Source organism: Paenibacillus sp. FSL R7-0163 (assembly GCF_037969975.1).
Classification (GTDB): domain Bacteria; phylum Bacillota; class Bacilli; order Paenibacillales; family Paenibacillaceae; genus Paenibacillus_AQ; species Paenibacillus_AQ odorifer.
Genome location: NZ_CP150224.1, coordinates 5448536 through 5464285 on the forward strand (window position 1 = coordinate 5448536; position 15750 = coordinate 5464285).

At 45.7% G+C, this 15750-nt stretch carries 8 protein-coding genes, 3 rRNA genes and 2 riboswitches; all 11 genes read right to left on the minus strand.

The features are described 5' to 3' along the window. Positions 1–178: 178 nt before the first annotated feature. The gene (locus NST45_RS23945; protein ID WP_076142437.1) at positions 179–931 is read right to left on the minus strand and encodes an acyl-ACP thioesterase domain-containing protein; all 753 of its coding nucleotides are present in this window, start codon (positions 929–931) and stop codon (positions 179–181) included. Positions 932–1169: 238 nt separating this feature from the next. Beyond that, a 5S ribosomal RNA gene (gene rrf / locus NST45_RS23950) occupies positions 1170–1286 on the minus strand. Positions 1287–1415: 129 nt separating this feature from the next. Continuing rightward, positions 1416–4342: ribosomal RNA gene (locus NST45_RS23955) — 23S ribosomal RNA — on the minus strand. A gap of 233 nt (positions 4343–4575) precedes the next feature. Beyond that, a 16S ribosomal RNA gene (locus NST45_RS23960) occupies positions 4576–6132 on the minus strand. Together the 16S, 23S and 5S rRNA genes form the textbook arrangement of a ribosomal RNA operon. Before the next feature lie 367 nt (positions 6133–6499). Beyond that, positions 6500–7309 (minus strand): transglutaminase-like domain-containing protein, encoded by an 810-nt coding sequence (locus tag NST45_RS23965; protein ID WP_038568647.1) that lies wholly within the window; start codon positions 7307–7309, stop codon positions 6500–6502. A 13-nt stretch (positions 7310–7322) separates the two neighbouring features. Then, positions 7323–7403: riboswitch (cyclic di-GMP riboswitch) on the minus strand. A 74-nt stretch (positions 7404–7477) separates the two neighbouring features. After that, a riboswitch (cyclic di-GMP riboswitch) is annotated at positions 7478–7560 on the minus strand. A 119-nt stretch (positions 7561–7679) separates the two neighbouring features. Further along, positions 7680–8339, minus strand: coding sequence for a class D sortase (locus NST45_RS23970; protein WP_249267785.1), 660 nt, complete (start codon positions 8337–8339; stop codon positions 7680–7682). Between the two features lie 102 nt (positions 8340–8441). Then, a complete protein-coding gene (locus NST45_RS23975) occupies positions 8442–8849 on the minus strand; it encodes a GtrA family protein (protein ID WP_076101416.1) in 408 nt (135 codons plus the stop codon). Continuing rightward, positions 8836–9816, minus strand: a complete 981-nt coding sequence (locus tag NST45_RS23980; protein ID WP_038568643.1) for a glycosyltransferase family 2 protein — start codon at positions 9814–9816, stop codon at positions 8836–8838. Before NST45_RS23980 ends, NST45_RS23975 begins: the two co-directional genes overlap by 14 nt. A 97-nt stretch (positions 9817–9913) precedes the next feature. After that, complete coding sequence (locus NST45_RS23985; RefSeq protein ID WP_076101414.1) at positions 9914–11692, minus strand: phospholipid carrier-dependent glycosyltransferase; 1779 nt, start codon at positions 11690–11692, stop codon at positions 9914–9916. Next, positions 11682–13937: a glycosyltransferase 87 family protein gene (locus tag NST45_RS23990; RefSeq protein ID WP_339824035.1), complete on the minus strand. Its 2256-nt coding sequence runs from the start codon at positions 13935–13937 to the stop codon at positions 11682–11684. Before NST45_RS23990 ends, NST45_RS23985 begins: the two co-directional genes overlap by 11 nt. Before the next feature lie 307 nt (positions 13938–14244). Beyond that, entirely contained in the window at positions 14245–15645 is a 1401-nt protein-coding gene (locus NST45_RS23995; RefSeq protein WP_036679893.1) for an NCS2 family permease, read from the minus strand. Between the last annotated feature and the right edge of the window lie 105 nt (positions 15646–15750).

Genomic DNA, 15750 nt, shown 5'->3' on the forward strand with positions numbered 1-15750 from the left:
TGACTACAACTATATAACGAATGTGATCCCTTTAATTGTGACAGGCTCAAAAATTTTTCCAAATATGTTAGAAACATTATCCGTTTTTCAATAAAAAAAGCGACTGCCCCGATTGATGTTCGGAGAAATCGCTTTATATAATAATATTCCATATTTATAAATTACTTACTTATTCGTACTAATGGACACCTTTTAACGCTATACATGCTTCAAAATACACAGTATCACTATTCTGACCGCGTACATATATACCATCATCCGTTACAGCTGAACGTAAAATAGTCAGTTCATCCCCAAACTTAGCTTCTTGTAGATAAGTAATCCGGAAGCGTGTGAACTCTGCATTATCCCATTCCGCTAAAGTGAGCGCATCACAACATAAATCCCCGTATCGGGCATTATTCAAATGTCCGTTGCTGTCCAGCCCACTATATCTTACCTGATACCGATAAGCTTCTTCCATAGTAATATCAGAAGGGATCGTTACCTTAACAGGCATATCGCCTACTGAATCGCCATTATAGTGCTTAACCTGAACTGGAAGGGCATTCGGTCTAAGTATCTTTCTCTTCTCAATATCTACTAAAGCCCATATGGATCGTGCTGTGGCGATTTCTATATGATCTGCATCGAAAATACGATAATCCCGTTGCCACAGTGCCCCTTTAGTGCCTTTACTCCAGGTATGTACGCTAAGCACATCATTTGGGCGGGGAATACGCTTAAAATCAAGATCTAACGTAATCATCATCCAGCCCATTCCTGCATTCAGAATCTCTTCCACACTTATCCCCAAATTACCCACTGCGAAGTCTGCCGCACATTGCATGATATCCAGAATAAAGGATAACTTACCCTGCGAACGATAATCCGTGTCGCTCGCATGTACAGAAAAATCTTCTATCCACACAAGATTGCTACTGTTGTCCATTGTTTATCCTCCTGCCATGCAAAATATCCTTGCATTTACTTGAAGTATCCACATATACCACTGCTCTATCCACATAAATTGGGGACTACTTTCATTTTTGAATATATTTTATTATTTCATCCACATGTTAGTAACTTTTATAATTTCGTTAATTCCCCATAACTTATCCACATTATTTAAATTAAGCGATAAAGGGAACAAAAAAGCCATTGTTGATAAATCAACAATGGCTTCGTGTGCTTGGCAACGTCCTACTCTCCCAGGACCCTTCGGTCCAAGTACCATCGGCGCTGGAGGGCTTAACGGTCGTGTTCGGGATGGGTACGCGTGGAACCCCTCCGCTATCGCCACCAAACATGCGTCTGTGAAACAGACGCTGCCGCGTGAAATTCGGTTCATCACCAGAAGTGAGAATGAATTTCTAAGCGTGTTACAGGCTTAATCGCCTGAAAACTGAACCCGAAACGAATCTGCATTCTAAGTATAGGATAAGCCCTCGACCGATTAGTATTGGTCAGCTCCATGCATTACTGCACTTCCACCTCCAACCTATCTACCTCGTCGTCTTCAAGGGGTCTTACTAATTGGGAAATCTCATCTTGAGGGGGCTTCACGCTTAGATGCTTTCAGCGCTTATCCCGTCCGTACGTAGCTACCCAGCCATGCTCCTGGCGGAACAACTGGTGCACCAGCGGTACGTCCATCCCGGTCCTCTCGTACTAAGGACAGCTCCTCTCAAATTTCCTGCGCCCACGACAGATAGGGACCGAACTGTCTCACGACGTTCTGAACCCAGCTCGCGTACCGCTTTAATGGGCGAACAGCCCAACCCTTGGGACCTACTTCAGCCCCAGGATGCGATGAGCCGACATCGAGGTGCCAAACCTCCCCGTCGATGTGGACTCTTGGGGGAGATAAGCCTGTTATCCCCAGGGTAGCTTTTATCCGTTGAGCGATGGTACTCTTCCATGCGGTACCACCGGATCACTAAGTCCGACTTTCGTCCCTGCTCGACTTGTAGGTCTCGCAGTCAAGCTCCCTTATGCCTTTGCACTCTGCGAATGATTTCCAACCATTCTGAGGGAACCTTGGAACGCCTCCGTTACTCTTTAGGAGGCGACCGCCCCAGTCAAACTGCCCGCCTGACACGGTCCCCGTACCCGGTAAGGGTACTAGGTTAGAACCTAGATACGATCAGGGTGGTATCCCAACGGCGCCTCCACCGAAGCTTGCGCTCCGATTTCTACGGCTCCCACCTATCCTGTACAGATCGTACCCAAATTCAATATCAAGCTGCAGTAAAGCTCCATGGGGTCTTTCCGTCTTGTCGCGGGTAACCTGCATCTTCACAGGTATTAAAATTTCACCGGATCTCTCGTTGAGACAGCGCCCAAGTCGTTACGCCATTCGTGCGGGTCAGAATTTACCTGACAAGGAATTTCGCTACCTTAGGACCGTTATAGTTACGGTACGCCGTTTACTGGGGCTTCGGTTCATAGCTTCGGGTTACCCCTAACCACTCCCCTTAACCTTCCAGCACCGGGCAGGCGTCAGCCCGTATACTTCGCCTTGCGGCTTCGCACAGACCTGTGTTTTTGCTAAACAGTCGCTTGGGCCTTTTCACTGCGTACCCTCGTGCTATTCACACTACCGGGGCACCCCTTCTCCCGAAGTTACGGGGTCATTTTGCCGAGTTCCTTAACGAGAGTTCTTCCGCGCGCCTTAGAATTCTCTTCTCGCCTACCTGTGTCGGTTTGCGGTACGGGCACCTTCTCCTGGCTAGAGGCTTTTCTTGGCAGTGTGAGATCATGACCTTCGCTACTATAATTTTCGCTCCCCATCACAGCCTAGCCTTAATGATGTGCGGATTTGCCTACACATCAGCCTCACTGCTTAGACGGACATCCATCAGTCCGCGTCACTACCCTCCTGCGTCACCCCATCGCTCATAGCGGATTACGGTGGTACAGTAATTTCAAACTGTTGTCCTTCGACTACGCCTTTCGGCCTCGCCTTAGGTCCCGACTTACCCTGAGCGGACGAGCCTTCCTCAGGAAACCTTGGGCTTTCGGCGGATCAGATTCTCACTGATCTTTTCGTTACTCATACCGGCATTCTCACTTGTGTAGTGTCCAGCGCTCTTTTCAGTACACCTTCAACCCCTACACAACGCTCCCCTACCCCAGATACATACGTATCTAGCCATAGCTTCGGTGGTGTGTTTAGCCCCGTTACATTTTCGGCGCAGAGTCACTCGACCAGTGAGCTATTACGCACTCTTTCAATGGTGGCTGCTTCTAAGCCAACATCCTGGTTGTCTGTGCAACTCCACATCCTTTCCCACTTAACACACACTTGGGGACCTTAGCTGATGGTCTGGGCTGTTTCCCTTTTGACAATGGATCTTAGCACTCACTGTCTGACTCCCGGCAATAAGTATATGGCATTCGGAGTTTGACTGAGCTTGGTAATCCTTGCGGACCCCGCACCCAATCAGTGCTCTACCTCCACTACTCTTATACCGAGGCTAGCCCTAAAGCTATTTCGGGGAGAACCAGCTATCTCCGAGTTCGATTGGAATTTCTCCGCTACCCCCACCTCATCCCCGCACTTTTCAACGTACGTGGGTTCGAGCCTCCAGTGCGTGTTACCGCACCTTCACCCTGGACAGGGGTAGATCACACGGTTTCGGGTCTACGTCCACATACTAAATCGCCCTATTCAGACTCGCTTTCGCTGCGGCTCCACCTTCTCGGCTTAACCTTGCATGTTAAACGTAACTCGCCGGTTCATTCTACAAAAGGCACGCCATCACCCATAGATCGGGCTCTGACTTTTTGTAAGCACACGGTTTCAGGTTCTATTTCACTCCCCTTCCGGGGTGCTTTTCACCTTTCCCTCACGGTACTGTTTCACTATCGGTCGCCAGGTAGTATTTAGCCTTAGCAGATGGTCCTGCTGGATTCATACGGGGTTTCACGTGCCCCGCACTACTCGGGATCCGTCTCGGAGAGAACACAGTTTAGGTTACAGGGCTTTTACCTCTATCGCGGCTTTTCCAGACCTCTTCACCTACCATATTCCTTTGTAACTCCATGTGAGACGTCCCACAACCCCAAGAGGCAAGCCCCTTGGTTTAGGCTGTTCCGCGTTCGCTCGCCGCTACTGACGGAATCACTATTGTTTTCTCTTCCTCAGGGTACTTAGATGTTTCAGTTCCCCTGGTCTGCCTCTACACACCCTATGTATTCAGGTATGAGTAACTGCGAATTACCACAGCTGGGTTTCCCCATTCGGACACCCCCGGATCAAAGCTTGCTTACAGCTCCCCGAGGCAGTTTCGTTGTTCGCCACGTCCTTCGTCGGCTCCTGGCGCCTAGGCATCCTCCGTGTGCTCTTATTAGCTTAACCTTGATTCTTCCGAAGAAAAATCTCACTAATAACTTTTACTTGTTTACACAAGTTGCTAAAAGATGTTCTAAAACGCAAATTCGTTTCGGTATCCAGTTTTCAAGGATCAAGTCTTACTTGAGAGCTTAAACTCTCAAAACTGAGCAACGAGTGAGTAACAGAGTATAAACCTGAGTTGTGGAAGCTGAGCTTCCGATTTGAATGTCCTCATTGCAGAGAACGATTCTCCATAGAAAGGAGGTGATCCAGCCGCACCTTCCGATACGGCTACCTTGTTACGACTTCACCCCAATCATCTACCCCACCTTCGGCGGCTGGCTCCCTTGCGGGTTACCCCACCGACTTCGGGTGTTGTAAACTCTCGTGGTGTGACGGGCGGTGTGTACAAGACCCGGGAACGTATTCACCGCGGCATGCTGATCCGCGATTACTAGCAATTCCGACTTCATGCAGGCGAGTTGCAGCCTGCAATCCGAACTGAGACCGGCTTTGATGGGATTGGCTCCACCTCGCGGCTTCGCTTCCCGTTGTACCGGTACCATTGTAGTACGTGTGTAGCCCAGGTCATAAGGGGCATGATGATTTGACGTCATCCCCACCTTCCTCCGGTTTGTCACCGGCAGTCACTCTAGAGTGCCCAGCATTACCTGCTGGCAACTAAAGTTAAGGGTTGCGCTCGTTGCGGGACTTAACCCAACATCTCACGACACGAGCTGACGACAACCATGCACCACCTGTCTCCTCTGTCCCGAAGGCCGCTGCTATCTCTAGCAGATTCAGAGGGATGTCAAGACCTGGTAAGGTTCTTCGCGTTGCTTCGAATTAAACCACATACTCCACTGCTTGTGCGGGTCCCCGTCAATTCCTTTGAGTTTCAGTCTTGCGACCGTACTCCCCAGGCGGAGTGCTTACTGTGTTAACTTCGGCACCAAGGGTATCGAAACCCCTAACACCTAGCACTCATCGTTTACGGCGTGGACTACCAGGGTATCTAATCCTGTTTGCTCCCCACGCTTTCGCGCCTCAGCGTCAGTTACAGCCCAGAAAGTCGCCTTCGCCACTGGTGTTCCTCCACATATCTACGCATTTCACCGCTACACGTGGAATTCCACTTTCCTCTTCTGTACTCAAGCCACCCAGTTTCCAGTGCGACCTCAGGTTGAGCCCAAGGTTTAAACACCAGACTTAAATAGCCGCCTGCGCGCGCTTTACGCCCAATAATTCCGGACAACGCTTGCCCCCTACGTATTACCGCGGCTGCTGGCACGTAGTTAGCCGGGGCTTTCTTCTCAGGTACCGTCACTCCGGTAGCAGTTACTCTACCGGACGTTCTTCCCTGGCAACAGAGCTTTACGATCCGAAAACCTTCATCACTCACGCGGCGTTGCTCCGTCAGGCTTTCGCCCATTGCGGAAGATTCCCTACTGCTGCCTCCCGTAGGAGTCTGGTAGTGTCTCAGTCCCAGTGTGGTAGTTCACCCTCTCAGGTCGGCTACGCATCGTCGCCTTGGTGGTAGTTACCCCACCAACTAGCTAATGCGCCGCAGGCCATCCCTCAGTGACAGATTGCTCCGTCTTTCATTCTTCTCTCAGGAGAAAAAAGAAATTATCCGGTATTAGCTACCGTTTCCGGTAGTTATCCCAGTCTGAAGGGCAGGTTGCCTACGTGTTACTCACCCGTCCGCCGCTAAGTTATTTTGAAAGCAAGCTTTCAAAATAACTCCGCTCGACTTGCATGTATTAGGCACGCCGCCAGCGTTCGTCCTGAGCCAGGATCAAACTCTCCAATTAGTATTGAAAAGAGCGATATGCTCATTTTGAAACATCTGACGAGAAAATTAATTCTCTAATTTTGGATATCACTTGCGTGATTTCCTACTCACTCGTTGTTCAGTTTTCAAAGATCAAGTTCTCGTTGACGCCGTTTAATGTCTCAGCAGCAACTCTTATAATATATCATGTTGTTTTCAGAAATGCAAGCTTTATTTTTCGAAGCTTTTTATCAGCCTCGTTTGTATCGCCTGTACACTGTCTAACAACGCTTACCTATAATACCCCAACTATTAATAGAAAAGCAACCCCTAATATAAAAATAAACAACTAGCTTAATAATTAAGCTAGTTGTTTATTTAATAGAGTTATGTTTCTAGCGGCGAATTTAATAGTATTTTGCCGCAGTATATTTGCTTGAGGCTTTAATTAAATCGGTTTTCTTATCACTCTTTGCAAGTCCTGCATCCACTGTAGTATCAATGGTAACCCACTTCCCATTAAGCAATACTTCGTTCCAGGCATGATATTGCGTAACGTAGCTTGTATTCCCCATTACCAACTTAGCAGGAACATCTACACTCCGCAGCATTGCGGCAAAAAGAGAAGCGTAATCATAGCAAATCCCTTTTTTAGTAGTCAATGTCTTATCGATGCTTGGAATATAATCAGTAGTTACACTATTAGCAAGAGAGTAGTCATATTGTACATTCGCAACTACATAGTTATAGATCGCTTTAACTTTCTCTTCGTCTGTTGTTTTGCCTTGTACTAATTGTTTAGCTTTGACAATCGCTTTATCAGAAGAACTCCATTTCACATTCTGTACGGAGCCCAAATATACGGAATTCGAGTCACTCATGGTTACGTCTACTACTTCGGAATATAACGCTTTGTATTTATTACCGGTTGTGTTCTCCAGAACAGAAACCTTATAAGTCCCATTTCCTTGTTGCAAAGGGAAGTCCTCAGCTTGTCCAGAAGCATACAAGTTATAAGTATAGCTGCTGTTATCTTTGGTGATCATGAGTTTGATTCTTTTATCTTTCGGAATATCATAGTTAATACCAATAACACCTTGAGCCACTTTGGATGTAATCAACCAGCTGGCATCTGCACTTGCAGCTTGAGCTGTACTTACCGGAACTGAAGTCATTAGGACGAACAACGCCACCAGCATAAAATAAACCTTTTTCACGGATAAAACTCCTTTCGGTAGCTGGCTGCCATCCTTTCGGGAAGGCCCTTTAGCTTTGCGTCCCTACCTTTCGATAGGTTTGCCGTTATCGTATAAGCTCTATCTGTTCTAGCTTTACTAGATATAATTGATAGAATCCATTTGAAACAAACAAAAAAAGCCTCTTCATTCGGTAGCTGGCTGCCATCCTTTCGGGAAAAGGCCCTTTAGCTTTGCGTCCCTACCTTTCGGAAGGTTTGCCGTTATCGTGTTTAGCTTTTATAGTATAATACTATCATATTTATAGTTGTGAACAAGACCTAATTTACTAGATTACCCATTATTTTATAAATATCTCCCGGTATTTGTGTTTTCTTGTCATTCACTATTCTCATTTTGTTAATTTAGCATGAACAATCAGCCGATGCGTTGGATTCACTAGCGGATCACATGTAATCAGAGTAAGAATCTTATCCTTGTCATTCCCGTCAAGAACGGAGACATCACTCGGATCTACAACAGAAATATCGTATACCTCATAGTTAAACACCTGATCACTAGTCTTTACCGTGATAACATCCCCCACAACAACCTCATTCAATCTGTTAAACAAACGACCCGTAGTTCTAGCCCGATGCGCCGCGATTGCAGCATTTCCGATCTCTCCAAGGGGTGCCGTTTCTTTCATATGGGCTGCAGCATGTTTCATATTAGCTTTTGTAGCCCCTTCTAATACAGGCAGCTTCAAATCAATCTTAACGATTTCAATTAGTGCGATTACTTTGCCACCGACCTCAATCTCCGGTTCAGGCTTTTCTGTCTCTTGGGGTTGGGGCTGTGCCTGAGCATCCAGAACCGATTCCTCTGCTAACAGCTGAGTAACTTCAGCATACCTGCTCTTCAAATCTGGCTGGGGAGTACTATCGGCAGTGCTTAGTTCAGCCGTTTCTAATAACTTCTCCTGCTGCCTGTCGTTGTACCATTCGTTAGCTGTCGGATATAACATGATAAGTATCCCAGCCAGTATGAGTAGATAGGAGAATTTACGCAATGTTATTCACCTCCGTATATTGTTTCTATGGTTATATACAAATCAAGCAGAAACAGCTACTTGCCTTTAAGCATAGCAACTCCTTCTGCCTGAAATTAATGTTTAAAATACCCATTTACGACTTCCAAAGAAATTGATGATCACCGTGATAAAGGTAACCAGCACCTTGGAGATCAAGACTTGAATACCTAGTCTGTCTGTCAACAGATGCATTAGCAGCAGTGATATTCCGAGCACTACCAGATTCAGCACGATAAACTTGACCAGCTGCACGCGGTCGAAGCCTTCTTTATTCCCCCGGTCGCGATCACGAAAGGTTACTTTTTTATTCAAAATAAAGCTATTCGCCGTACCTGCACTATAGGAGATCACCTGCGCCAATGCGTATACCATCCCTAGTGAATTCAACAATGTGAAAATCACAAAATCAATAAGCGTATTGAGCAAACCTACGGCATTAAATTTAAGGAACTGTATGAATGCAGCACGCAAGTTCTTATCTGACATCATTGTGGTCCTTCCGGCGGTCCAGTTGTTCTTCGTTCTGGTAGCCTTTAGTCTCACTAACAATGTATAGCGGTCTATCTTTAGACTCGTCATAAATCCGTCCGATATACTCCCCAATCACACCCAACAGCATCAGAACGATACCGTTAAAGAGCAGATTGACGCCTACAATGGAAGCCCAGCCCGGAACCGTCCAGGAGGTGAAAAATATCTTTTGAAACAAGACGAAAAATAAATAGAGAAAGCTAGAGAATGAAAGGAAGAATCCAATATACGTAGCAATCTTAAGCGGCTTATGTGAAAAAGAGGTGATGCCATCTAACGCAAAACGAATCATTTTCTTCAGCGGATATTTGGTTTCTCCGGCAAAACGTTCTTCCCGTTCATATTCCACCATAGTCTGCTTGAAGCCAACCCAGCTCACCAAACCTCGGACATAGCGGTTCTTTTCTTTAAGTCCCCGCAGGACATCACATACCTTACGGTCAATAAGACGGAAATCGCCTGTATCCGTAGGAATATCCACACTTGTCATACTGCTGAGCAGGCGGTAAAAGAGCTTCGCGGTGACCTTTTTGAACATCGTTTCTCCGTGGCGCTTCAGGCGTTTCGCATATACAACATCATAGCCCTCTTTCCACTTCTCGATCATTTGCAAAATGACCTCCGGAGGATCCTGAAGATCAGCGTCAATAACAACAACCGCTTGACCTTCGGCATAGTCCATGCCAGCTGTAATCGCTACCTGATGTCCGAAATTACGCGAGAAGTCAATCAGCTTGACATGCTCGTCTCGTTCACAGATCTCCCGAATCATCTGGGCGGAACGATCACGACTGCCGTCATTGACGAAGACCAGCTCATAAGTATCGCCGCACTCGTCCATTACTTTTTTCAAACGTTCATAAGTATGGCTAATTACTTGCTCCTCATTGAACATGGGTACAATCACACTATATCTGGCTTTCACCTTTATTCCTCCTACAAGCTTTTTGGAGCGTTACATCCATCTACACTTCATAATAACGCTGCATGCATAAACTTATTTTATAGATTTTTATTAAATCCTAGAAAACCCAAGTAGGGAACCAACGCAGCATATCTTTCACGTAATCTCCACTGACCTGCATCCCTGACAGTACCGGGTAGAAAGCGATAAAGAGCAGCAAAGCAACGGCTACATAGACATACTGTACGTAACGGGCCTCAGGGAATTTACTATCCAGCAACTTCATTATATATACAATACCAAGAATCATAAATGGTACCATAGCAAAATAATGGTAAATAAATGTTTCTCTTGGGACAAGCATCCACGGAACATATTGCGAGAAGAAGGCGATCCAGATCATGTAGAGGTTCTTATCTTTACGTTTCAGCGTAATCCACAGCGTTGCCAGCATCGCAAAAATACCCGTCCACCAGATAAGAGGATTCCCCATAGTCACTATACTGCTGACCTGACCTTCCGGCAAACCTTCACCGCCGCTAAAGAACCAGACCGGTCTCTTCATAAACGGCCATTGCCACCATGAGGAAGCAAAGGGATGTGTAGCTACAAGCTGACTGTGGTAGTTGTACATATTCTTTTGGGAATCAATCAAACCTTTTATAGTGAAGCCCTCTGCTGATGCAGATAACCCTGGCACAAAAGATAAGCTATAAATAATTACTGGAATGATGACAAAGAATCCAATACAACTAGCCAACGTAATAACAGTCTTTTTCCAAAAAGAATCTACTGCTTCACGACAGGTGCCCAGCAATTCCTTGTCTTTAATCTTCCCCTCGGCCAGCAGGCGTCCGGAGGCTTGGTATTCTCTGTAGCGTTCAAAAAGGGAGATAGCCAGCATAATGGCCAGCCCTGCTCCTCCATAGAGCACAATCCATTTCGAAGCTACGCCGATTCCGAAGAATAAGCCAGACCAGAATAACGGAATTAATGTTTTTCTCAAAGGCTGCTTGTAGAAATTCATTGTGTAATACCGCTGCATGAAATAGAACATCAACATAATGAAGAATACTCCGTATACGTCAATCGTGGAGATTCTTGTCTGTGTGAAATGCATGAAATCCAGTGCAAACAATCCTGCCGCGAGGGCGGCGTATTTGCTTTTCTTAAACAAACGCAGCGCCATTACATATATGAGAGGTAACATGGCAACTCCGAACAAGGTTCCGATAATACGCCAGCCGAATGGATTGACCCCGAACAGCTCCATCCCTATGGCAATTAACAACTTACCAAGCGGTGGATGCGTATTCTCGTAAGGCACAATCCCGTGTGTATATTCATAAGCTGTTCGCGCATGATAGATCTCGTCAAAATAAGTGCTATTCATAAAGTTAGAATATTCCGGAATGAGCGACTGCTCGTCAAAAAGATTGGCCGCTGCTCCTCTTTTAGGAACTGCGTTAGCATCCGGTGTCACACCGTCAATAGGAAGAGGTTTTCTTTCCCCCCCCTGCTCATAAAAGGCCATTTCGTTCAAAGTGAACCCTGGAGAGGTAACTGTAAACTTCACATATCTCGCAGTAACGTTCAGGGGTTGGCTTTTCCAGATGAAGACATTCCCGACATCCTCACTGACATCCATCGGACTGCTCCAGACCTCAGGATTGTCGCTGAATTCCAGCTTGAACTTCCCCGTGCCTACGCCACCAAAGATATTGACCCGTTCCAATGGTTTACTCTGCCCCAAATCTACATAGAAGCTTTCACCACTGGCAGCAGGCTCCCATAAGGTCTCTGGAGATTTAGTAGAGCCAAGATTATATAAAGCAAGCGCTGCGTAAACGGCCGTAATAGCTATTAGGCATATCCAATCTATACGCTTAAACTTCATCGTTAGATCGCCCTCCCTTCTGATGCGGTTTAATTTGCCCGACAACTCTCAAATCTTCTTCATATTGTTCTTCCAGTGTAATTGGCGCTGGAAGAGGTTTTATACCCTTGCGGACATACACATCGTAACCGATATTCAGCATATAAAGCAGTAATGCTAGATTAGCTATAGCAGTCACTAATACGATTCCGTCTGCACCCGGGCTAACATCTGCATTCAGGTGGGATAAGGTGTACGCCACATTGATGTATTGCGTTAAGCTGAATCCGAGAAATAGCGATAAAAAGCGGCGGTCCCGACTTTCTATATAAGTAAACAAACAAAGAATAAGAGCAGGGAACATATAACGTTCATGCATTTTGGTGCCAAGCACAAAGACCACTACTATAAGCACCATGCCGATAAAATAGGATTTGGTCAGGTCCAAGCGATCCTTTTTAAAGGAATAAAATGCCGCAACAGCTACAGCCACTAAAATAAATATGAAGCCCCATACACGGTATGGAATGCCAAGCCAGGTTAGATCAAGGGATGACCACATCGGATCAGTCAGTGCATACAGATTAAATGTATTCACTGAAGAATACGGATAGGAAGATAACGTACTCTTGTAAAGATCAATAATCCCTACCAGACCTCCGTTATTCCAGAAAAATGGTGCCGCAAGCAATCCGAAGATCCCTAATCCATACAAAGCTCCGAATCCAAGCTGCTTCCAAGCGCGGTGATGATAAAAAGCAAACAACAATACCGGCGTGAATATCAACGCTTGCGGTTTAATTAGCGTCGCTAAGGCAAACAAAATTGCGGAGCGAACAAACTTTTTGTTCGCAGCGCCGTGGATACTGAGCAGCAGGAAGATCAAAAAGAACGAATCTGCTTGTCCCCAAGCCGCTGAATTAATAAGTACCGCAGGATTAAACAGAAACAACAACATCAAGCCGAAAGCAATTCCTGTGCCGAGTTTTTTGCGTGACATTTGATAAATGAAGTAGCCGAGCACCAAATCAGAAAGAATCGCAGGGAGCTTGAAGAGTAAATTCTCTCCACCTGAGCCCTGAGTGAATCCTAAAACGCCACGTATGGCGCTAAGCACGTACAATATGTACAAATAGCCTGGAGGATAATCGGCAAAATAACCTTCTTCATAAAATTTGCCTGGACCTAAATCCACCATACGCTGTCCCCAAGAAATAAAGGTATTCATATCATTCTGATATCCTTGCGCGGTAAGACCAATCCACACCCTCAGGATAAAAGCAATTCCGATGGCAATGCTCAGCCATTTGGAATAAATATTCTCAGGCTGCTTCATAAGCTTCTCACTACGGAATGCCTTAGTATAAAGCACTGCAAAAAACGCGCTAAACAGCGCTGAGATCAGCAACATCTTAGTTGGAGATACTTTATGCGGAGTGTCTGCCTTTTTGTCGCCAGCATCTGGACTAACCGCTGCACTATCCAGCGAAATGACGTTAGCCCCTTCGGGAGCCGCATCTAATTTTTCTACAGCAAAATCATCAAAATAAGCCTTACCTTGAATCAAGCTAGAGTAGCCGCCCAGACTTGCGCCTATGCCAAATGACTTCTGCTCCGGTCCTGTCTGGCCGATATATTCAAGATACTGCCATTCACCTGCCGTATCAGTTACGCTGGGATACCCCCCACCTACTCCAACGGCAAGAATGTTGGCGCCTATTCCCTCGCCTGCTGTACTTACTACTTTGATCCATCCAGAGATTCTATAATAACTATTCGGCGTAGCCTCAATCGTCTGCACCCATTTCAAATGATTGGGTTCGATATTCTCAATGACTGCCGCCTTGCTGCCGGAATGAACTTCCTCCGATTGGATTGAAAGTAGGCCTGAGTTGTCTCCTGAAATCCACATATCCTTAGTCCAGTTAGAAGGCGCATCATCTCCCCCCTCCTCAAAGCCAGGGTTCTGCAATAGATTCCCCTCTGCATAAATGCTTGTTACAGGAAGCACAAACAATAACAGCATCAATACAGTCATTACGGCCGCACGTGTACTCTTGATCATCGTCCCAACCTCACCTCGTCCTATATTCATCTTAGTCCAGCCAAAAGCATATACCTTCTGAAAAACAGCTCCCGAATTAGTGTGTTTCACCGTTGCTAAGAAATCATTTGGATTGATTTTCTCATAAAAGAGCATATAAATATAGGGCATGTTTACCTTATCTGGATCGCAAACCCTTCCATCCACAATACTCCATTCCATAGGATCGCCTAAGCTTCAAGGCTCTTATATAGACTCTTATATAGAATAGAAGAATCACAGTGGCTAAAGCAAATGCCGGAGCAAAAAAAACAGAGATCAGGATCAAGGTGGGGAACAAATTGGACTCTAACACCAAGGCTGCCTCGTCCTGAACATCACCTCTTCAACAATATAATCTAAATCATAGATGATGAAAAGCTAGAAACATAGACTAACCTGAACGGTTAAGTGCCAACAAAAATATAAAAAAAGGGCCCCCTCAGTTATGAAGGAGCCTTTGAATGCACATCTGTATGCTATATATGAGTTAGCCCGCACTACCAAGAAATACATAACGGAGAATAATCAGAATAGCAAGTACCCACATCATCCAGTGAATATCGTATTTTTTCTTGCCAGCAAGGTTAGCTACACAAGCAAGGATTACATAAGTTACGATACCAAAGGAAATACCATTAGCAATATTATAAGTGAAAGGCATGATTACTAGAGTAAGGAACGCTGGAATCGCAACAACCATATCTTGAAAATCAATTTCGCGAATCGATTGTGCCATGAGCACGCCTACGACAATCAATGCTGCGGCTGTAGCAGATCCAGGGATCAGAGCCACTATTGGTGCAAGGAATAACGCAAGCAAGAAGCACACACCCGTTGTTACAGCTGTAAGACCTGTACGTCCACCTTCAGCAACACCTGCCGCGCTTTCTACAAAAGCAGTAGTAGTGGAAGTACCCAATGCCGCACCACCAGCTACAGCGATAGCATCGACAAACATTGCATTACCTACACGTTTGTTACCTTCTTCAGGGTTGTCCATAATACCAGCGCGTTGAGCAGTACCTACAAGTGTACCAAATGTATCGAACAATTCTACAAAAGTGAATGTTGCGATTGCTGAAACAATACCGGTGTGCAGGATACCATCCCAGTCAAATTCGAAAAAGTTCAATTGCGTCAGGTCAGGCACCCAAGGGGTTGTCGGACTGGACAATGAGCCAAAATCAACTACACCCATCAGTATACCCGCGAGGGTTGTACCCAAGATACCGAATAAAATCGCACCTTTAACTTGCAGTACCATCAGGATGGAAATAAGAAGCAATCCGATAATTACCAATTGTACATCAGTGTTCTCTAGACTACCCATATGAATGATTGTTTCAAAGGATAGGACGTCTGTGAATGTATTGGCGGAAATATCTTTACCAGCTTCGACACCAATCGTCATCAAACCACTGTTCTTAAGCCCAAGGATTGTAATGAACATCCCGATACCTACGGTAATGGCATGCTTCAAGCTGTCAGGAATGGCTGTCAGTAAGATCTGCCGCACTCGGGTAACCGTGAGCAGGATGAAGATCAAACCGGAAATAAATACTGCAGTCAGACCCATTTGCCAAGTGAATGGATGTTCTGAGGTTGCAGAAGACAAAATTACGGAAGCAAAGTATGCATTAAGTCCCATACCTGGTGCCAATGCTACTGGAAAGTTTATAAACACGCCCATTGCAATGGTGAAAATACCTGCTGCCAGCGCAGTCGCTAGAAATACAGAGTACCAGCCCATATCGATGCGGCCAAATGCTGTTAATGTGCTCGGATTAACCGACAGGATGTAAGCCATAGCCATGAACGTAGTCAAGCCGGCCATTATCTCTGTACGTACTGTAGTGCCGTTCTCTTTCAACTTGAAAAACCGATTCAAATTGTTCTCCCCCTAAGGTATGTTGTGGCTGACAGCAACAAAAAGCCGGTATCTGATCGACACCGGCTCGAAAAAAAGAGTAGCACCCATGACTATAGCCCTAGA

Excerpts from the sequence above, each read along its gene's own strand:
- NST45_RS23975 (WP_076101416.1), bottom strand. The coding sequence starts at position 8,849 with ATGATGTCAGATAAGAACTTGCGTGCTGCATTCATACAGTTCCTTAAA.
- NST45_RS23945 (WP_076142437.1), bottom strand. The coding sequence starts at position 931 with ATGGACAACAGTAGCAATCTTGTGTGGATAGAAGATTTTTCTGTACAT.
- NST45_RS23990 (WP_339824035.1), bottom strand. The coding sequence starts at position 13,937 with ATGGAATGGAGTATTGTGGATGGAAGGGTTTGCGATCCAGATAAGGTA.
- NST45_RS23985 (WP_076101414.1), bottom strand. The coding sequence starts at position 11,692 with ATGAAGTTTAAGCGTATAGATTGGATATGCCTAATAGCTATTACGGCC.